Raw genomic sequence first — 15424 nt, 5'->3', positions numbered from 1 at the left:
AGTGTACCCGGTTTAGTTCAATGTTGTACAACTTTAGAGGCCGAATCGCCTGCTGATGTCGCCCAGGTTACCGAGCCCCGGAGTGTTGGGGTTGCCGCCGTGGCCCGGCTGGGTGGGCACCCCGCCGACCGGGACGCCCGCCTCGGCGTCCACCTGACCGACCGGGCGTTCGGCGATCAGTCGCTCGCTGGACTGCAACAGCACCTGCCCGGCGCCGATGAACTCGAACTGGTGCTCCTCGCCGGAGGCCCCGCCGATCCCGGTCAGCCGCCGCAGGCCGCCCACCACCCCGTGCAGGTACTCGTGGTCGTAGTGGTGGCACGGCGCCGGGCAGTCCGCCCAGCCGACCAGTGCCTGCGGGTCCACCCGGATCGGCGGCTCGACGAAGTGCACCGGGCCGTTGGAGGCGGCGACGAAGCGGCCGGTGCCGATCAGGGTCAGGAAGCCCGGGATGATCGACTGCTTGAGCCGCAGCGTCGGGTCGAAGGCGAGCAGGTTGCCGGAGCGGACGGTCAGGTTGCCGTCGTCCAGGTCGTACGAGTTCAGGTCGAAGGCGCGGTCGGCCAGCAGCAGCTTGCCCCGGCCCTGGGCGACCACCCAGTCCGCCGCGTGCAGCGGCGAGTTGAAGTGCTGCCCGAGCACCCGGTCGACCATCCCGGCGCCGACGCCGCGGAAGGTGATGTCGCCGTAGTACGCGACCATCTTGCCCTTCTGCAGGAAGTAGGAGCCGTTCAGCTCGACCGCGAAGGCGTACGGGTTGACGTTGTCGTTGGCCGGCAGGCTGTACGCGTCGTGCACCACCGGGCCCCGGGCGGTGTCGTACGCGGTCGGCAGCGGGGCCTGGGGTCCGCCGAACTGCTCCTGGGCGTACGGAGGTTGGGGAGGGGGTGGCGGCACCGCGAAGCCGGGCTGGGTCGGCTGGTCGTGCGGAGACTGCCCGTACCCCCCGTACGGGGACTGCGGCGGCTGCGGAGGGTAGGACATCAGAGCTTCTCCTCGCTCGCCTGGACGTACACCGCGCCCTGCCCGGACAGCTCCAGCTGGAACGCCTCGCCCGAGCCGCGGCCGATCATCTCGCGCCAACCGATCGCCGTGGACAGCTTGTTGCGCACCTCGCCGCGGTGCGCCACGTACGCCTGCGGGTCGACGTGCACCGGTTGGCCGGGGACGATCGGCAGCTCGAAGACGCCGCCGTGGGCCATCACCGCGACCGAGCCGTGGCCTTCCAGCCGGGTGGTGAACAGCCCCTGGCCGCTGACCTGGCCGCGCACCATGCCCATCACCCCGCCCTGCGAGCCGAGGAACACGGTGGACTGCCGCAGCGTGCCCTCGAAGGCGAGCAGCCGGTCCGCCTCGACGAACAGGGTCTCGCCGGCCAGGTCGATCACGTGGACGTGGTGGCCGCCGTGGCCGAACATCACCCGGCCCTGCCCCTCCACGGTCATCAGCGGGGTGTCCTCGTTGGCGACCCGGCGGCCGATCATCGACATCACCCCGCCCTGCCCGCCGGTGATGTTCGGGGTGAACCGGACGTCCCCGGTGTACGCGAGCATCGCGCCGCGCTGGCTGAACAGCCGCTGCCCCGGTACCACCTGGGCCTCGACCATCTTCCCGTTGATCCGGGTGAAGCCCATCAGACGTCACCCCCGACGGTGGCCCGCTCCGAGGGCTGGACGTACACCAGGCCCTCGCCGGTGAACTCGATCTGCACGGCCTCGCCGCCGCCCTCACCGATCACCGTGGTCCAGCCCGCCCCCGACTTGAGGCTGCGGTGCAGGCTGCCGGTGTGCGCGATGTACGCGCCCGGGTCGACCCGCAGCGGCATGTCCTTGCCGACCCGCAGGATGACGGCCGGCCCGTTGGAGGTGACGGCGGCCCAGCCGCGGCCCTCCACCTTGGTGGTGAAGAGGCCGTTGCCGGAGGAGACGCCGTTCAGCCCGGTGAAGCTGGTGCCGGTGTGCAGGGCGGCCTCGGTGCAGAGCAGGTTGTCCGCCTCGACGTAGAGCGCCTCGCCGTCGAGGCGGACCAGGTTGATCTCGGTGGCCTGGTCGGCGAAGTAGCAGGTGCCCTGCCCCTTCACCTCCATGACGGTCATCCGCTCGCCGGTGAGGCGGCGGGTGACCATGCCGCGCAGCCCGTCCCCGCCGCCGGTGAGCTTCTTGAAGGTCATCTGACCGGTGTAGGCGACCATCGAGCCGTGCCGGGCCTTGACGGCCTCTCCGGCCAACTCGACGGCGAGCACCCGCGATCCCTGGAGTCTGAACTGTGCCACGGCCGCAATCTAGCCGTGATGGGCACGGCCGGGCGAGAGGGACGGGGCGAACCGTCACCGGGCTGTCGAAAAGCCGTCGAAAACGCGCCGGTCACGCCGGCTCGGCGCCGCTCACGCCCGCGCGTGCGCCCCGTGGCCGGGGTGCGGGACGGTGCCGGCCGCCTCCTCGACCTCCAGCAGCGAGGCCGAGTGGCGCTCCGCCTCGAAGGCCACCACGCCGCCGCGCAGGCCGAACAGCCGCTTGGAGAGCATGATCCAGAGCACCGCCGCGATGTTCAGCACCAGGGTGCAGATCTTCACCGCGCTGACGTGGTGGCTCAGCTCGTAGCCCTCCAGCGGCAGGAAGGCGGCGGTGGCGACCACGGTCAGGTACTCGGCCCAGCGCTTGTTCAGCCAGAGGCCGACCGCCTCGACGATCTCGATCACCGCGTAGGCCACCAGCGCGCCCGCGACGATCAGCAGGGTCTTCTTCTGGAAGCCGAAGGTCTTGCGGATCGTCTCGACGATCGGGGCGTGTTCGAGGTCCCAGTGGAAGTGGTCGGCGACCGGCCTGAACACCGTGAGGTCCTCGTCGAAGACCCGGTGCACCGCGTCCTGGCTGTTGGAGAACTTCCAGACGCCCCATGCGATCAGGATGATCACGATGCCGCGCAGCACCCGCTCGACGGCCAGGAAGCGCAGGATGAAGAGGTCCCGCAGCGCCTTGCCGCGCGGCACCAGCGGGGCGTTCTCCGCCGGGCCGGACCCGTGCGGGTCGCCGAGCGCGAAGTCGCCGCAGCGCAGGCAGCGCCAGGCGTCGCCGAGGGCGGTGGTGGCGTGCAGCCGGGAGGCGAGCTCGGGCTCGGCCGGCGCGTAGGTGATGTGGCCGCGCTTGGCGCAGGTCCTGCGGTTCCAGTCGCGCTTGAACATGTGGTGGCTACCCCCCGAGTGCGATGCCCGCGGCGCCCGGATCGGTGGGCGCGCGCGGCACGAGGATAGGGGGTGCGGGCGACGGATCGTCGCGCTCGGTCGCGAATCCGGGGCGCAGCTGTGACATCGGAGGGCCGGGCCGTGACATCGGACGGCAGGGGCTGTGAGATCGGGCACGGTGGCCACCCCCGGCCCGGGGCTCGGACGTGTGCTCGGCGATAATGGCCGGAAGGCTTGTGAGTCGCTTCACAAGCGTGCAAGCGTGCCCACGCCTCCGACCCCACGTATTGAGGTATCCATCGTGAACAGCAGCGCCGTCCACCGCCTGCGCCTGATCTCCGCTCCCGAGGGGATCTCCTTCATCCTGCTGCTGATCTGCTCGGTGCTGAAGCGGACCACGTCCTTCGACGCCGTCCCGGTGATGGGCATGGTCCACGGGATCCTGTTCATCCTGTACGTGGTCTTCTGGATCCAGGCGTGGCAGGCGCAGAAGTGGGACGTCAAGCGCGGCGTCCTGCTGTTCGTCCTCTCGGTGCTGCCCACCGGCGGCTTCTTCGCCGAGCGGATGCTCTCCCGTGAGGAGCGCGGCGAGCTGAAGCCCGCCGCCGCGTAGTCCCTCCCGCTCTCGTGGACGGTCGACAGGCTGCCACGGCCTCCTCTCCCAAAGGGCCGCGGCAGCCTGTCGCCGTTTCTTACCGGGAGTGGCTCAGGGGGGTCAGTTGACGTTGACCCCGCTCCAGGCCGCCGCCACCGCCTTGTACTCGGCGCTGGTGGCGCCGTACAGGTCGGACGCGGCCTTGAGGGTGCCGGTGCGGGCGGCCTTGTAGTTGGTGGTGGAGGTGAAGTAGACGGTCAGCGCGCGGTACCAGATCGCGGCCGCCTTGGTCCGGCCGATGCCGGTGACCGTCGAGCCGTTGGAGGTCGGGCTGTTGTAGCTGACCCCGTTGATCACCTTGGCGCCGCTGCCCTCGGACAGCAGGTAGAAGAAGTGGTTGGCGACGCCCGAGGAGTAGTGGACGTCCTTGTTGCCGACGCCCGAGTACCAGGAGTCGGCCGAGGCGCCGTCCTTGCTGGGCTTGTCCATGTAGCGCAGCGGGGTGCCGTTGCCGTTGATGTTGAGCTTCTCGCCGATCAGGTAGTCCGGCGGGTCGGCGGGCAGGTTGGCGTACCACTCGACCATGGTGCCGAAGATGTCCGAGGTGGCCTCGTTGAGGCCGCCGGACTCGCCCGAGTAGATCAGGCCGGCGGTGGCCGAGGTGACGCCGTGGCTCATCTCGTGGCCGGAGACGTCGATGGCGGTCAGCGGGTGGGTGTTGCTGGCACCGTCGCCGTACGTCATGCAGAAGCAGGAGTCGTCCCAGAACGCGTTGACGTAGTTCGAGCTGTAGTGGACCCGGCTGGCGGCGCCGACGCCGTTGTTCTTGATGCCGTTGCGGCCGAAGGTGCTCTTGTAGTAGTCCCAGGTGGCGGCCGCCCCGAACTGGGCGTCCACGGCGGCGGATTCGCGGTTGGAGGGCGAGCCGTTGCCCCAGGAGTTGGTGGTGTTGGCGAACAGCGTGCCGCTGCCCGAGGTGCCGCCCTTGAGGTCGGTGGTGGACTGGTTGCCCCGGGTGGCGTCCTTGAGCTGGTACGAGGTGCCGCTCTGGGTGGTGGTCAGCGTGACGGTGCCGACGTTGACGCCCTTGCCGGTGCCGGTCGCGGTCTGCACCTGCTCCTGGCTGGACAGCACCTGGCCGGTGGCGGCGTCGGTGACGACCTCCTGACGGCTCGGGGTGCCGTCGGTCCGCTCGCCGCGCACCACCGTGCGGTGGGCCAGCCGCGGGGTGCCGTCGGCGGCCCAGATCACCAGCTCGGGCGCGCCGGCGCCGTCGACCCGGCTGAGCGCGGACTCGTCCCGGTCGGCGGCCAGGCCGACGGTCGCCCGCACTGCGGCGGTGGCCCGCTCGGCGGCCTGGGGCGCGGCGAGGCCCGGGGTGAGGCTGGGCACCGACAGCTGTCCGGTGAAGGCCCGGTCCACCGAGCCGACCGAGCCGTCCGGGCGCTGGTGGACGACCAGGTCGCCGCCGAGCACCGGCAGTCCGGCGTACGTGCGCTCGTAGCGCAGGTGCCGGGTGCCGTCCTTGTCGACCACCGCGTCCTTGGCGACCAGCTGCTCCTGGCCGCCGAGGGCCAGGGCCCGGGCGAGCGGTGCGCTCTGCCCGGCGGCCAGCGCGAGCGGCGCGGCCGTCTGCCGGTCGGGCGCCGGGGCGGCGGCCTGGGCGGCGGGGACGGCGGCGATCTGGACGACCCCGGCGAGCAGGGCGGCGGCGGACAGTACCGCCGGGAGTGTCAGCTTTCGCTTCACGTACGGGGGTTCCTTCCACGAGACCCGCGGGTGCCTGCGGGTGCGCCGCGTACCGGGGCGCCGGGTTTGGCGCCGTTGGGGGCGGTAGGGCGCGGACGTGCCGCTCCCGTGCGGTTGTCGACGCCCTGCCCGTCGGGTGGGGGAGACGGGGCGTCGGACGGGAGCTTGGTCAGAAGCATGACAATCGGTGGTGGGAAAGGACAGGGCGCCTCGGGGGATTGGCCAGGAGTCGCCAGTGCCGGTACGGATGGTTCGGCTGCCGCCCATTGCCCGGAATCCGCGGTTCGTCCCGCTGGCGGGACTCCGCCAGCGGGACGGCCTTGACAGCGCCGGGGCGCCGTCAAGGCCGTACGTCAGCCGTGTGCTTCAGCCATGTGCTTCAGCCGTGCGTCAGTTGACGTTGACGCCGCTCCACGCGGACGCGACCGCGTTGTACTCGGCGCTGCCGGAGCCGTACAGGTCCGCGGCGGCCTTCAGGGTGCCGGTGCGGGCGCTCGCGTAGTTGGTGGTGGAGGTGAAGTAGACGGTCAGCGCGCGGTACCAGATCTGCGCGGCCTTGTCCCGGCCGATGCCGGTGACCGTCGAGCCGTTGGACGTGGGGCTGTTGTAGTTGAAGCCGTTGATGGTCTTCGCGCCGCTGCCCTCGGACAGCAGGTAGAAGAAGTGGTTGGCCACGCCCGAGGAGTAGTGGACGTCCAGGTTGCCGACCGAGGAGGACCAGTAGTCCGCCGAGGCGCCGTCCTTGCTGGGCTTGTCCATGTAGCGCAGCGGGGTGCCGTTGCCGTTGATGTTGATCAGCTCGCCGAGCCAGTAGTTCGGCGGGTTGGAGGGCAGGTTGGCGTAGAACTCGACCAGGCTGCCGAAGATGTCCGAGGTGGCCTCGTTGAGGCCGCCGGACTCGCCCGAGTAGTTGAGGCCCGCGGTGGCGGAGGTGACGCCGTGGGTCATCTCGTGGCCGGCCACGTCCAGCTCGGTGAGCGGGTGGGTGTTGCTGGCGCCGTCGCCGTACGTCATGCAGAAGCAGGTGTCGCTCCAGAACGCGTTGACGTAGTTGGAGCCGTAGTGGACCCGGCTGGTGGCGCCGACGCCGTTGTTCTTGATGCCGTTGCGGCCGAAGGTGTTCTTGTAGAAGTCCCAGGTGGTGGCCGCGCCGTACTGGGCGTCCACGGCGGCGGACTCCTTGTTGGAGACCAGGCCATTGCCGAAGACGTTGGTGGAGTTGGCGACCAGGGTGCCGCTGCCGGAGGTCTTGTTGCTCAGGCTGTAGGTGGACTGGCCGCCGCGGGTGGCGTCCTTGAGCTGGTACGAGGTGCCGCTCTGGGTGGTGGTCAGCGGGACGTTGCCGACGAACACGCCGGTGCCGGAGCCGGCGGCGGTCTGCACCTGCTCGTGGGTGGAGAGCACCTGGCCGGTGGCGGCGTCGGTGACCAGCAGCTGGCTGCTCGGGGTGCCGTCGGCGCGCACGCCCTCGACGGTGGTGCGGTAGGCCAGGCGCGGGTTGCCGTCGTTGGCCCAGACCACCAGCTCGGCCTTGCCGGTCTGGTGCACCGCGGTCAGCGGGGACTCGTCCTTGTCGGCGGCGATGCCTATGGTGGCCTGGACGGCGCCGGTGGCCTGGTCGGCGGCCTTGTCCGCCGGGATCTTCGGGCTGAGGCTGGGCAGGTCGAGCTTCGTCGTGACGGCCTTGTCCACGGACTTCACCGCGCCGGCCGCGCTCTGGTGGACGACCAGGTCGCCGCCGAGCACCGGCAGTCCGGCGTACGTGCGCTCGAAGCGCAGGTGCCGGGTGCCGTCCTTGTCGACCACCGCGTCCTTGGCGACGAGCTGCTCCTGGCCGCCGAGGGCCAGGGCCCTGGCCAGCGGACCGGACTGGCCGCCGGCCAGGGCGATCGCGGCGGCGTGCTGGTCGGCGGCCTGCACCGCGGCGACGGGGGTCGCGCCGGCCGTGGCGGCGGTGCCCGCCTGGACGATCCCGGTGAGCAGGGCGGTGGCGGAGAGTACGGCGACTGCTGCGAGCTTTCGCTTCACGGACGAGTCCTTCCGGGAAACCGCGTCTGGGCGCGGTCGCGCCGCGTTCCGGGGGCCGGGATCGGCACCTTCGGGGCGGAACGGGCGCTGACGTGCGAGGACCCCGAGCGGTCGTGCGGCTGCCACCGGTTGGGTGGGGGTGGTGGCTACCGAACGGGGTTGGCGGAAAGCATGACAATCGAGCAAATCAAATGACAGGTCTTGCTCATGAATTGGCCAAGGCCCGCCAAGACAAAGGATTGTGAACGGAAGGACAAAGCGGACTTCCCGCCCTGTCTTTCAGCGGGTTCCGGTCCGAACCGAGGCCTGATAGTGCGGCGTTGGGTCGTTCGACGGCCAACCCCGGTGCGCCCGGAGCCCGTTGCCGGGCGTTCACACCGGCGCAATGTCCAGGTATGGACCTGGCCGTCCGATTGGCGGGTTCCCGCCACGCGTCGCGCTTGTCCACCATCAGGACGGCTGGTAGCGCGCGTCCCGCGCGCCGGTACGGTAAGGAGGTGGCCAAGCCCCTCGCACTCGACTTCGATCCGATCGCCCGCGCCGACGAACTGTGGACCCGCCGCTGGGGCGGAGTCCCCTCGATGGCGGCGATCACCTCGATCATGCGCGCCCACCAGATCCTGCTCTCCCGGGTCGACGCGGTGCTCAAGCCGTACGGGCTGACCTTCGCCCGCTACGAGGCGCTGGTGCTGCTGACCTTCAGCCGGACCGGCGAGCTCTCGCTGTCCAAGATCGGCGAGCGGCTGATGGTCCACCCGACCAGCGTCACCAACACCGTCGACCGGCTGGAGCGGGCCGGCCTGGTCGCCCGCCGCCCCAACCCGCTGGACGGCCGCGGGGTGCTCGCCGCGATCACCGAGCGCGGGCGCGAGGTGGTCGAGGAGGCCACCCGGGAGCTCATGGCGATGGAGTTCGGGCTGGAGGAGTACGGCCCCGAGCAGTGCCGCCAGGTGTTCGAACTGCTCAGGCCGCTGCGGATCGCGGCCGGCGACTTCTCCGAGCCGGACGAGGGGGCTGCGCAGGAGCGGCCGTGAGGACGGCTACCCTCGTGGGAGCGGTGCGCGGATCCGGGCGTACCGGCCGAAACTGCCGAGCGAGGCGAGGAAGAGTATGAAGGCGACCCCCCTGCTGGGCTGGTACCGCGGCCTGGCCATTGCGACCGGTACGGCCCTGCTGGTGTTCTGCGGCTTCATGATCGCGAAGTACGGCTTCGACGCCGCCAAGGACGTGACCACCTACGTCGCGATGCTGCACGGCTACCTGTACATCGGGTACTTCGTGGTGACCTTCCTGCTCGGGCAGAAGCTGAAGTGGCCGGTCGGCCGGCTCGTGCTGACCCTGGCCGCGGGCTGCATCCCGTTCCTCTCCTTCGTCTTCGAGCGCAAGGTGGCCCACGAGGCCGCCGCGAAGCTCCCGGCGGGCGAGGGCGCCCGCCAGGCGGCGGGCGTCTGAACCCGGGCACCACGTACCGGGGCATTCCGTACCGGAGCGTCCCTTCCCCGACCGGGGGAGGGACGCTCCCGGCGTTTCGGGGCCTTTGTCCGTCGACAACTACTAGGACGTCCGAGTAAATTACTAGGACGTCCTAATAGCTGTGCCGCCCGGTGGCGAGGCGGCCGTACGGAGCGGAGTTCGGCCCATGGACGCCGAGGAGATCGAGCGCGGACGGCAGCGCTGGCAGCAGCGGTACGACAAGGCCCGCAAGCGGGACGCGGACTTCACCACCCTCTCCGGCGACGAGGTCGAGCCGGTGTACGGCCCCGCCCCCGGGCAGGCCTACGAGGGCTTCGAGCGGATCGGCTGGCCGGGCGAGTACCCGTACACCCGCGGACTGCACCCCACCGGCTACCGGGGCCGCACCTGGACCATCCGCCAGTTCGCCGGCTTCGGCAACGCGCAGCAGACCAACGAGCGCTACCGGATGATCCTGGAGGCGGGCGGCGGCGGCCTCTCGGTCGCCTTCGACATGCCCACCCTGATGGGCTACGACTCGGACGACCCGCGCTCGCTCGGCGAGGTCGGCCACTGCGGCGTGGCCATCGACTCGGCCGCCGACATGGAGGTGCTGTTCAACGGCATCCCGCTCGGCGAGGTCACCACCTCGATGACGATCAGCGGCCCGGCCGTCCCGATCTTCTGCATGTACCTGGTGGCCGCCGAGCGCCAGGGCGTGGACCCGGCGGTGCTCAACGGCACCCTCCAGACGGACATCTTCAAGGAGTACATCGCGCAGAAGGAGTGGCTCTTCGCCCCCGAGCCGCACCTGCGCCTGATCGGCGACCTGATGGCCCACTGCGCCCAGGGCATCCCGGCCTACAAGCCGCTGTCCGTCTCCGGCTACCACATCCGCGAGGCCGGGGCGACGGCCGCGCAGGAGCTGGCGTACACCCTCGCGGACGGCTTCGCCTACGTCGAGCTGGGCCTGTCCCGCGGCCTGGACGTGGACGTCTTCGCGCCGGGCCTGTCCTTCTTCTTCGACGCGCACCTGGACTTCTTCGAGGAGATCGCCAAGTTCCGCGCCGCGCGCCGGATCTGGGCCCGCTGGATGCGCGACCGCTTCGGCGCCAAGACCGACAAGGCGCAGTGGCTGCGGTTCCACACCCAGACCGCCGGCGTCTCGCTCACCGCGCAGCAGCCGTACAACAACGTGGTGCGCACCGCCGTCGAGGCGCTCTCCGCGGTGCTCGGCGGCACCAACTCGCTGCACACCAACGCGCTGGACGAGACCCTGGCGCTGCCCTCCGAGCAGGCCGCCGAGATCGCGCTGCGCACCCAGCAGGTGCTGATGGAGGAGACCGGCGTCACCAACGTGGCCGACCCGCTGGGCGGCTCCTGGTACGTCGAGGCGCTGACCGACCGGATCGAGCAGCAGGCCGAGGCGATCTTCCGGCGGATCCTCGACAAGGGCCGGGAGGACCACGAGATCGGCCCGATCACCTCCGGCATCCTGCGCGGGATCGAGGAGGGCTGGTTCACCGGGGAGATCGCCGAGGCGGCCTTCCAGTACCAGCAGGCGGTGGAGAAGGGCGAGAAGCGCGTGGTCGGCGTCAACTGCCATCCGCGCAGTGTCACCCCCGAACTGGAGATCCTGCGGGTCAGCCACGAGGTCGAACGCGAGCAGGTGCGGGTGCTGGGCGAGCGCAAGGCGGCCCGGGACGACGCGGCGGTGCGGGCCGGGCTGGACGCCATGCTCGCGGCGGCGCGCTCGGGCGAGTCGATGATCCCGCCGATGCTGGATGCGGTGCGGGCCGAGGCCACCCTGGGCGAGATCTGCAACGCGCTGCGGCAGGAGTGGGGGACGTACCAGGAGAACGCGATGTTCTGACAGTGCGAAGTGGGCCGCCCCGTACGGAAGTCCGTGCGGGGCGGCTTCGTCGTGCGCTCGGGCCGTCGTGAGCTCAGGCCGCGGTGAGCGGCCCGAGCAGCAGGTCGGTGAAGCGGCGGGTCCACTCGGGGGTGATCGGCTCGCCGCTGACCAGGACGCGGTGCTCGACCGTGCCCGCGATGGTGTCGAAGATGATGTCGACCTCCTCGCGGGCGCCCTCGGCGTCGGTGTCCGGTTCGAGTTCGCCGCGGGCCTGGGCGGCCGCCCGGCCCTGCCGGACCAGGCGCTTCTGCGGGTCCACGATCGCCTCGCGGATCCGGCGGCGCAGCTGCGGGTCGCGGGTGCCCTCGGCGAACAGCGCGAGCAGGGCGGCCTGGGTCTCCGGGCGGGCCAGCAGGTCGGCGAACTGGGTCACCACGGCCTCGATGTCGGACCGCAGATCGCCGAGGTCGGGCATCACCAGTTCGTCGAAGAGGCTGGCCACGGCGTCGACCACGAGTTCGTTCTTGGAGGGCCAGCGGCGGTAGAGGGTGGTCTTGGCGACCTTGGCACGGGTCGCGACGTGGCCCATGGTCAGCCCGCCCCAGCCGAGTTCGGCGAGGGTCTCGCGGGTGGCGTCGAGGATCGCGAGGTCGGCGGCGGCGCTGCGCGGGCGGCCCTTGGCCCGGGACGCGGTCGCCCCGCCCCGGATCGTGCTGTCCCGGACGGCGCGGTCCGGGCTCGCGGAGGGCTGGGCGGCCGGCACCGGGTCTCCTTGCGATTTACTGGTAAGTAACTTGGGTGGGGCTGGTAACGGTAGCGACTGTTCGGCGATTCGGGCAGCCGGGCGGGCCGGGAAAGTGGGGCAGCTCACGTCCCCGAACCGTCGGTGGGGCTTGCGGCCGGGGCACCGGCTCCAGTTACGCTACGACCCGTAGCGAAAGCAGTGACAACCAGGCGCCGCGTCCCGTGGGACGGGAGCGGCGCGGGTGCGGGTGGGGATCCGCGCCGAACGGTTCAGGCTACCGGGGGAGGGCGGCGCCGTCCGGGAACCCGCACCGCGCAGCCCGCGCGGGGCGAACTTCCGGAGGTTGGTGCCCGCGAGCAGCGCGGACGGGGGAGGATGGTGCCATGCAGCCACGGAATTCGCGTCTCAACAGCTCCGCCCTGCGCGGTGCGGTCGACCTCGCCGCAGTGAAGGCGGCCGGCGAGGCCGCCCAGAAGGCCGAGCAGGCCCGGGCCGAGCGGGCCCGTCAGGCGGCCGCCGCCGAAGCGTCCGGCGTCGCCCCAGCCCAGCCCGCCTACCAGCTCGTCATCGACGTCACCGAGGACACCTTCGAGGCCGAGGTCGTCCAGCGCTCCACCGAGGTGCCGGTCGTCATCGACTTCTGGGCCGAGTGGTGCGGCCCCTGCAAGCAGCTCAGCCCGATCCTGGAGGGCCTGGCCGAGGAGTACGCCGGCCGCTTCGTGCTCGCCAAGATCGACGTGGACGCCAACCAGCTGATCGCCCAGCAGTTCGGCATCCAGGGCATCCCGGCCGTGATGGCTGTGGTGGCCGGTCAGCTGGTGCCGCTGTTCCAGGGCGCGGAGAGCGCCGCCAACGTCCGCAAGGTCCTGGACCAGCTGATCCTGGTCGCCGAGCAGCGCTTCGGCGTGGCCGGCGGCGCGGTCGCCCCGGGCGAGGCCCCGGCCGCCGCCCCGCAGCGGCCCGAGGACCCGGCGCTGTCCGCCGCGCACGACGCGCTGGACGCCGGTGACCTGGGCGGTGCCATCCAGGCGTACCGGAACGTGCTGGTCGACCAGCCGGGCAACACCGAGGCCAAGCTGGGCCTGGCCCAGGCCGAACTGCTCAAGCGGATCGAGGGCCTGGACCTCCAGACCGTCCGGACGGCGGCGGCCGCCGACCCGAAGAACGTCGAGGTCCAGCTCCAGGCGGCCGACCTGGACCTGGTCGGCGGTCACGTCGAGGACGCCTTCGGGCGCCTGGTGGACACCGTCGGGCGGACGGCCGGCGAGGACCGGGACACCGCCCGGCTGCGTCTGCTGGAGCTGTTCGAGGTGATCGGCCCGGAGGACCCGCGCGTCGTCGCGGCCCGTACGGCGCTGGCCCGCGTGCTGTTCTGAGCCCGGCCCAAGTCCGGTGCCTGGCACGGCGGATGACCTGCGGTGTCGCCTGGTGATTTGGCGACAATCCGGTCAACCGGACAGAGGTTTACCAAATCTTGATTTCACCCGTGGGTGGTCACGCAATGTGACCACCCACGGGTGTTTCGCTGGTGTTTCCGGCGGATTTCGTCGCCACGATTCCTTCAAGGCGTCACACACTGTGCAACTCGGGCGAATTCCATGATCAACGCCACCTGCTGTTGCATTACCCGTCAGTAAGCAACCCCTTGTGCTTCGCCGGGGATTCAAGCAGCATCGGCCACGCCCGGTCCCAGACTCCACACCCTCCGACAGCCGGTCGGCCACGAGGAGCGCGGGATCCCCACCGGGCGATCCGTCGGCCCCGGCCGACGGTAGGGAGGGCAGGGGGGTATCCGCGGTCCCACGGCGGTTCCTGTCCTCGACCGGCCGCGCGGTCCCGTGCGGTCGCTGGTTGTCGCTCGGGGGTGATCGCCGATGTCGCCGGTCCGACCCGTCGTCCCGCAAGGACGGCCGGTGCGGGGACGGGAGTGCCGCAGTGCGCAGGCCGCTCCCGCGTCCGACGACGCCCACGGCTTTCTCCGCTACCGAGGACGTAGCTCTCTCCCATCCCAGGCCCCCACCGGTGCGGGACGCGCCGCCGGGAGCCGGAGATGTACGTCCTAGAAGGAGGACTCGCATGTCCCAGACCTACGGCAAGACCCGCTGGAAGCGCTTCGCCCTGGTGATGGTGCCGAGCATCGCGGCCACCGCCGCGGTGGGCGTCTCGATCGCGAACAGCGCGCTGGCGGCTTCGTTCAGCGTGTCCGGCCAGAGCTTCAAGGTCACGACGCCGGAGCTGCACGGCAGGAACTTCGCCCAGTTCGGCTCGATCGACGTGGAGACGAACGGCACTCCGCACCCGGTCGCCGTCTCGGCCTTCGACGAGGCCACCATCAAGGGCCTCTGCCAGTCCGTGGTGACCGACCCCAACGTCATCCCCGGCCTGCCGTGGAAGCTGCCCAAGATCATTCTGCGCCTGGAGGCGGGCAACAGCGACGACGTCAAGAAGCAGGTCTACGCCAAGAACCTGCTGATCGACCTCGACCAGCTGAACGCGGACGCCGAGTTCAGCAACATCAACATCGGCCAGGACGCCTCGACCCTCAAGGGCGAGGCCACCCAGGGCTGGAAGTCCAAGCTCGGCGGCCTGCCGTCCGGCGCGACCGGCTTCGCCCAGGCCGCCGACAAGGCCGATCTGTACAACGTCCAGCAGCAGGCCTGGGCCACCTCGGCCGGCACCTTCAAGCTCTCCGGTCTGAAGCTCGCGCTGCACACCGACGGTACCGGCGAGTGCTACTAGGCCGTTGACGGCGGCGGACCGGGCCCGGCCCGCCCGCTCTGACGGCACCCGTGGGACCGGGGGCGGCGCGTGCGCCGCCCCCGGATCCCGCGTCTCGTCCATCCCTCGTTCACACCATCGAGGAGCTGCACCGTGTCCAGCGCCCTTGCCCCATACCGGCCCGCCGAGCACGAGAACCCCGCCCAGTGGGTGCGCCGGGTGTTCCGTACGTTCCGTCGGACGCGGCCGTTCTACGGCGGTCTGCTGGCCATGATCGCCGGCCTCCCGATCATGTACTTCCCGTACGCCAAGCTCTCGTTGGGCGGCATGACGGTGGCCATGGCCACCACGGGGGGCGCCGGGGCGCTGATCATCGGCGTGCTGCTGATCGTGCTCGGGCTGACCGCGTGGTTCCAGCCGGCCGTGCGGATCTTCGCGGGCATCGCCACCATCCTGCTGACGCTGGTCTCGATCCCGGTCTCCAACCTGGGGGGCTTCGGACTGGCCATCCTGCCGGGTCTGATCGGCGGCGGGCTGATGGTCTCCTGGGCGCCGCTGCCGGAGCCCGCGGCGCAGACGGCGGCCAAGGGCCGGCGCCGACGCCGGGGCAAGGACGGTGCCGAGGACGCGGCGGCCGGGAACGCCGTGGCGCAGAGCGTCGCCGCCGAGGCCGCGCCCGCTGCCGAGGCCGAGCCTGGCGTCGAGGCCGCGCCCGCCGTCGAGGCGCCCACCACCAAGCTGCCCGCCCAGGCCGTGCCGCAGCAGGCCGGCGCCGTGGACCAGGAGGAGGCACGGTGACCGAGCCGGCCGAGCAAGCCGACGGTACGACCGTTCCCGCGCAGCGCTCCGGCCGGCACGCGGCCCCGCGCACGCCGGTACGGGCCCGGCTGAGAGGCCGGGCGCTGGCGATGGCCGCGGTGCCGACCGCCCTGCTGATGGCCGCCGCCTACACGCCCAACCCGGCGCTCGCCGAGTCCACGGCGGGCAAGCCCTGCGGCAACGCGCCGGTCGCCGTGCCGGACGTCGCGCCGATCGAGACGCCCGTCCCCAAGAGCGAGCTGCCCGAGCCGCCGCCCGGCCCGGCGGGCACTCCCGACACCG

At 71.3% G+C, this 15424-nt stretch carries 14 protein-coding genes and 1 pseudogene; 8 read left to right on the top strand and 7 right to left on the bottom strand.

Annotated features, from left to right (window positions below):
• Positions 1–33 precede the first annotated feature (33 nt).
• The 4 genes from J0670_RS01015 to J0670_RS01000 all read right to left on the bottom strand — a co-directional run bounded on the left by J0670_RS01015 (position 34) and on the right by J0670_RS01000 (position 3181).
• On the bottom strand, positions 34–984 hold the full coding sequence (locus J0670_RS01015) for an AIM24 family protein (protein WP_207808653.1): 951 nt from the start codon (positions 982–984) through the stop codon (positions 34–36).
• Positions 984–1634 carry an AIM24 family protein gene (locus J0670_RS01010; RefSeq protein ID WP_207808652.1) on the bottom strand — a complete coding sequence of 217 codons (651 nt, stop codon included), beginning with the start codon at positions 1632–1634 and terminating at the stop codon, positions 984–986. The genes J0670_RS01015 and J0670_RS01010 overlap by 1 nt, the downstream gene beginning before the upstream one ends.
• A complete protein-coding gene (locus J0670_RS01005) occupies positions 1634–2272 on the bottom strand; it encodes an AIM24 family protein (protein WP_207808651.1) in 639 nt (212 codons plus the stop codon). The genes J0670_RS01010 and J0670_RS01005 overlap by 1 nt, the downstream gene beginning before the upstream one ends.
• Positions 2273–2383: 111 nt before the next feature.
• Positions 2384–3181: a DUF2127 domain-containing protein gene (locus tag J0670_RS01000; RefSeq protein WP_207808650.1), complete on the bottom strand. Its 798-nt coding sequence runs from the start codon at positions 3179–3181 to the stop codon at positions 2384–2386.
• Between the two features lie 301 nt (positions 3182–3482).
• On the opposite strand from J0670_RS01000, the gene J0670_RS00995 reads away from it, so the two are divergent.
• Positions 3483–3794, top strand: a complete 312-nt coding sequence (locus J0670_RS00995; protein ID WP_374223048.1) for a DUF3817 domain-containing protein — start codon at positions 3483–3485, stop codon at positions 3792–3794.
• A gap of 102 nt (positions 3795–3896) precedes the next feature.
• Here the strand turns inward: J0670_RS00995 and J0670_RS00990 are convergent, their stop codons facing one another.
• Positions 3897–5525 (bottom strand): M4 family metallopeptidase, encoded by a 1629-nt coding sequence (locus J0670_RS00990; RefSeq protein ID WP_307806329.1) that lies wholly within the window; start codon positions 5523–5525, stop codon positions 3897–3899.
• A 390-nt stretch (positions 5526–5915) separates the two neighbouring features.
• Entirely contained in the window at positions 5916–7553 is a 1638-nt protein-coding gene (locus J0670_RS00985) for a M4 family metallopeptidase (RefSeq protein ID WP_207808646.1), read from the bottom strand.
• Between the two features lie 497 nt (positions 7554–8050).
• Here J0670_RS00985 and J0670_RS00980 point away from each other — a divergent pair, with 497 nt between their 5' ends.
• The 3 genes from J0670_RS00980 to J0670_RS00970 all read left to right on the top strand — a co-directional run bounded on the left by J0670_RS00980 (position 8051) and on the right by J0670_RS00970 (position 10878).
• On the top strand, positions 8051–8587 hold the full coding sequence (locus J0670_RS00980) for a MarR family winged helix-turn-helix transcriptional regulator (protein ID WP_207808645.1): 537 nt from the start codon (positions 8051–8053) through the stop codon (positions 8585–8587).
• A gap of 76 nt (positions 8588–8663) precedes the next feature.
• Positions 8664–9005: a DUF3817 domain-containing protein gene (locus J0670_RS00975; RefSeq protein WP_207808643.1), complete on the top strand. Its 342-nt coding sequence runs from the start codon at positions 8664–8666 to the stop codon at positions 9003–9005.
• A gap of 187 nt (positions 9006–9192) precedes the next feature.
• Positions 9193–10878 (top strand): methylmalonyl-CoA mutase, encoded by a 1686-nt coding sequence (locus tag J0670_RS00970; RefSeq protein WP_207808641.1) that lies wholly within the window; start codon positions 9193–9195, stop codon positions 10876–10878.
• Between the two features lie 73 nt (positions 10879–10951).
• On the opposite strand, the gene J0670_RS00965 is transcribed toward J0670_RS00970, so the two are convergent.
• Positions 10952–11569 (bottom strand): TetR/AcrR family transcriptional regulator, encoded by a 618-nt coding sequence (locus J0670_RS00965; RefSeq protein WP_207808671.1) that lies wholly within the window; start codon positions 11567–11569, stop codon positions 10952–10954.
• A 419-nt stretch (positions 11570–11988) separates the two neighbouring features.
• Between J0670_RS00965 and J0670_RS00960 the strand changes: the two genes are divergently transcribed.
• The 4 genes and pseudogenes from J0670_RS00960 to J0670_RS00945 all read left to right on the top strand — a co-directional run.
• Positions 11989–12981 carry a tetratricopeptide repeat protein gene (locus J0670_RS00960; protein WP_207808640.1) on the top strand — a complete coding sequence of 331 codons (993 nt, stop codon included), beginning with the start codon at positions 11989–11991 and terminating at the stop codon, positions 12979–12981.
• Between the two features lie 700 nt (positions 12982–13681).
• On the top strand, positions 13682–14344 hold the full coding sequence (locus J0670_RS00955; RefSeq protein WP_207808638.1) for a DUF6230 family protein: 663 nt from the start codon (positions 13682–13684) through the stop codon (positions 14342–14344).
• Between the two features lie 132 nt (positions 14345–14476).
• On the top strand, positions 14477–15121 hold the full coding sequence (locus J0670_RS00950; RefSeq protein WP_207808636.1) for a DUF6114 domain-containing protein: 645 nt from the start codon (positions 14477–14479) through the stop codon (positions 15119–15121).
• Positions 15118–15424, top strand: a pseudogene (locus J0670_RS00945) (hypothetical protein); the annotation flags it as partial. The gene J0670_RS00950 and the pseudogene J0670_RS00945, both read left to right, overlap by 4 nt.

This window comes from Streptomyces sp. FH025 (assembly GCF_017427025.1).
In the GTDB taxonomy this organism is placed as follows: domain Bacteria; phylum Actinomycetota; class Actinomycetes; order Streptomycetales; family Streptomycetaceae; genus Kitasatospora.
This window is presented reverse-complemented; position numbering and strand designations above follow the sequence as displayed.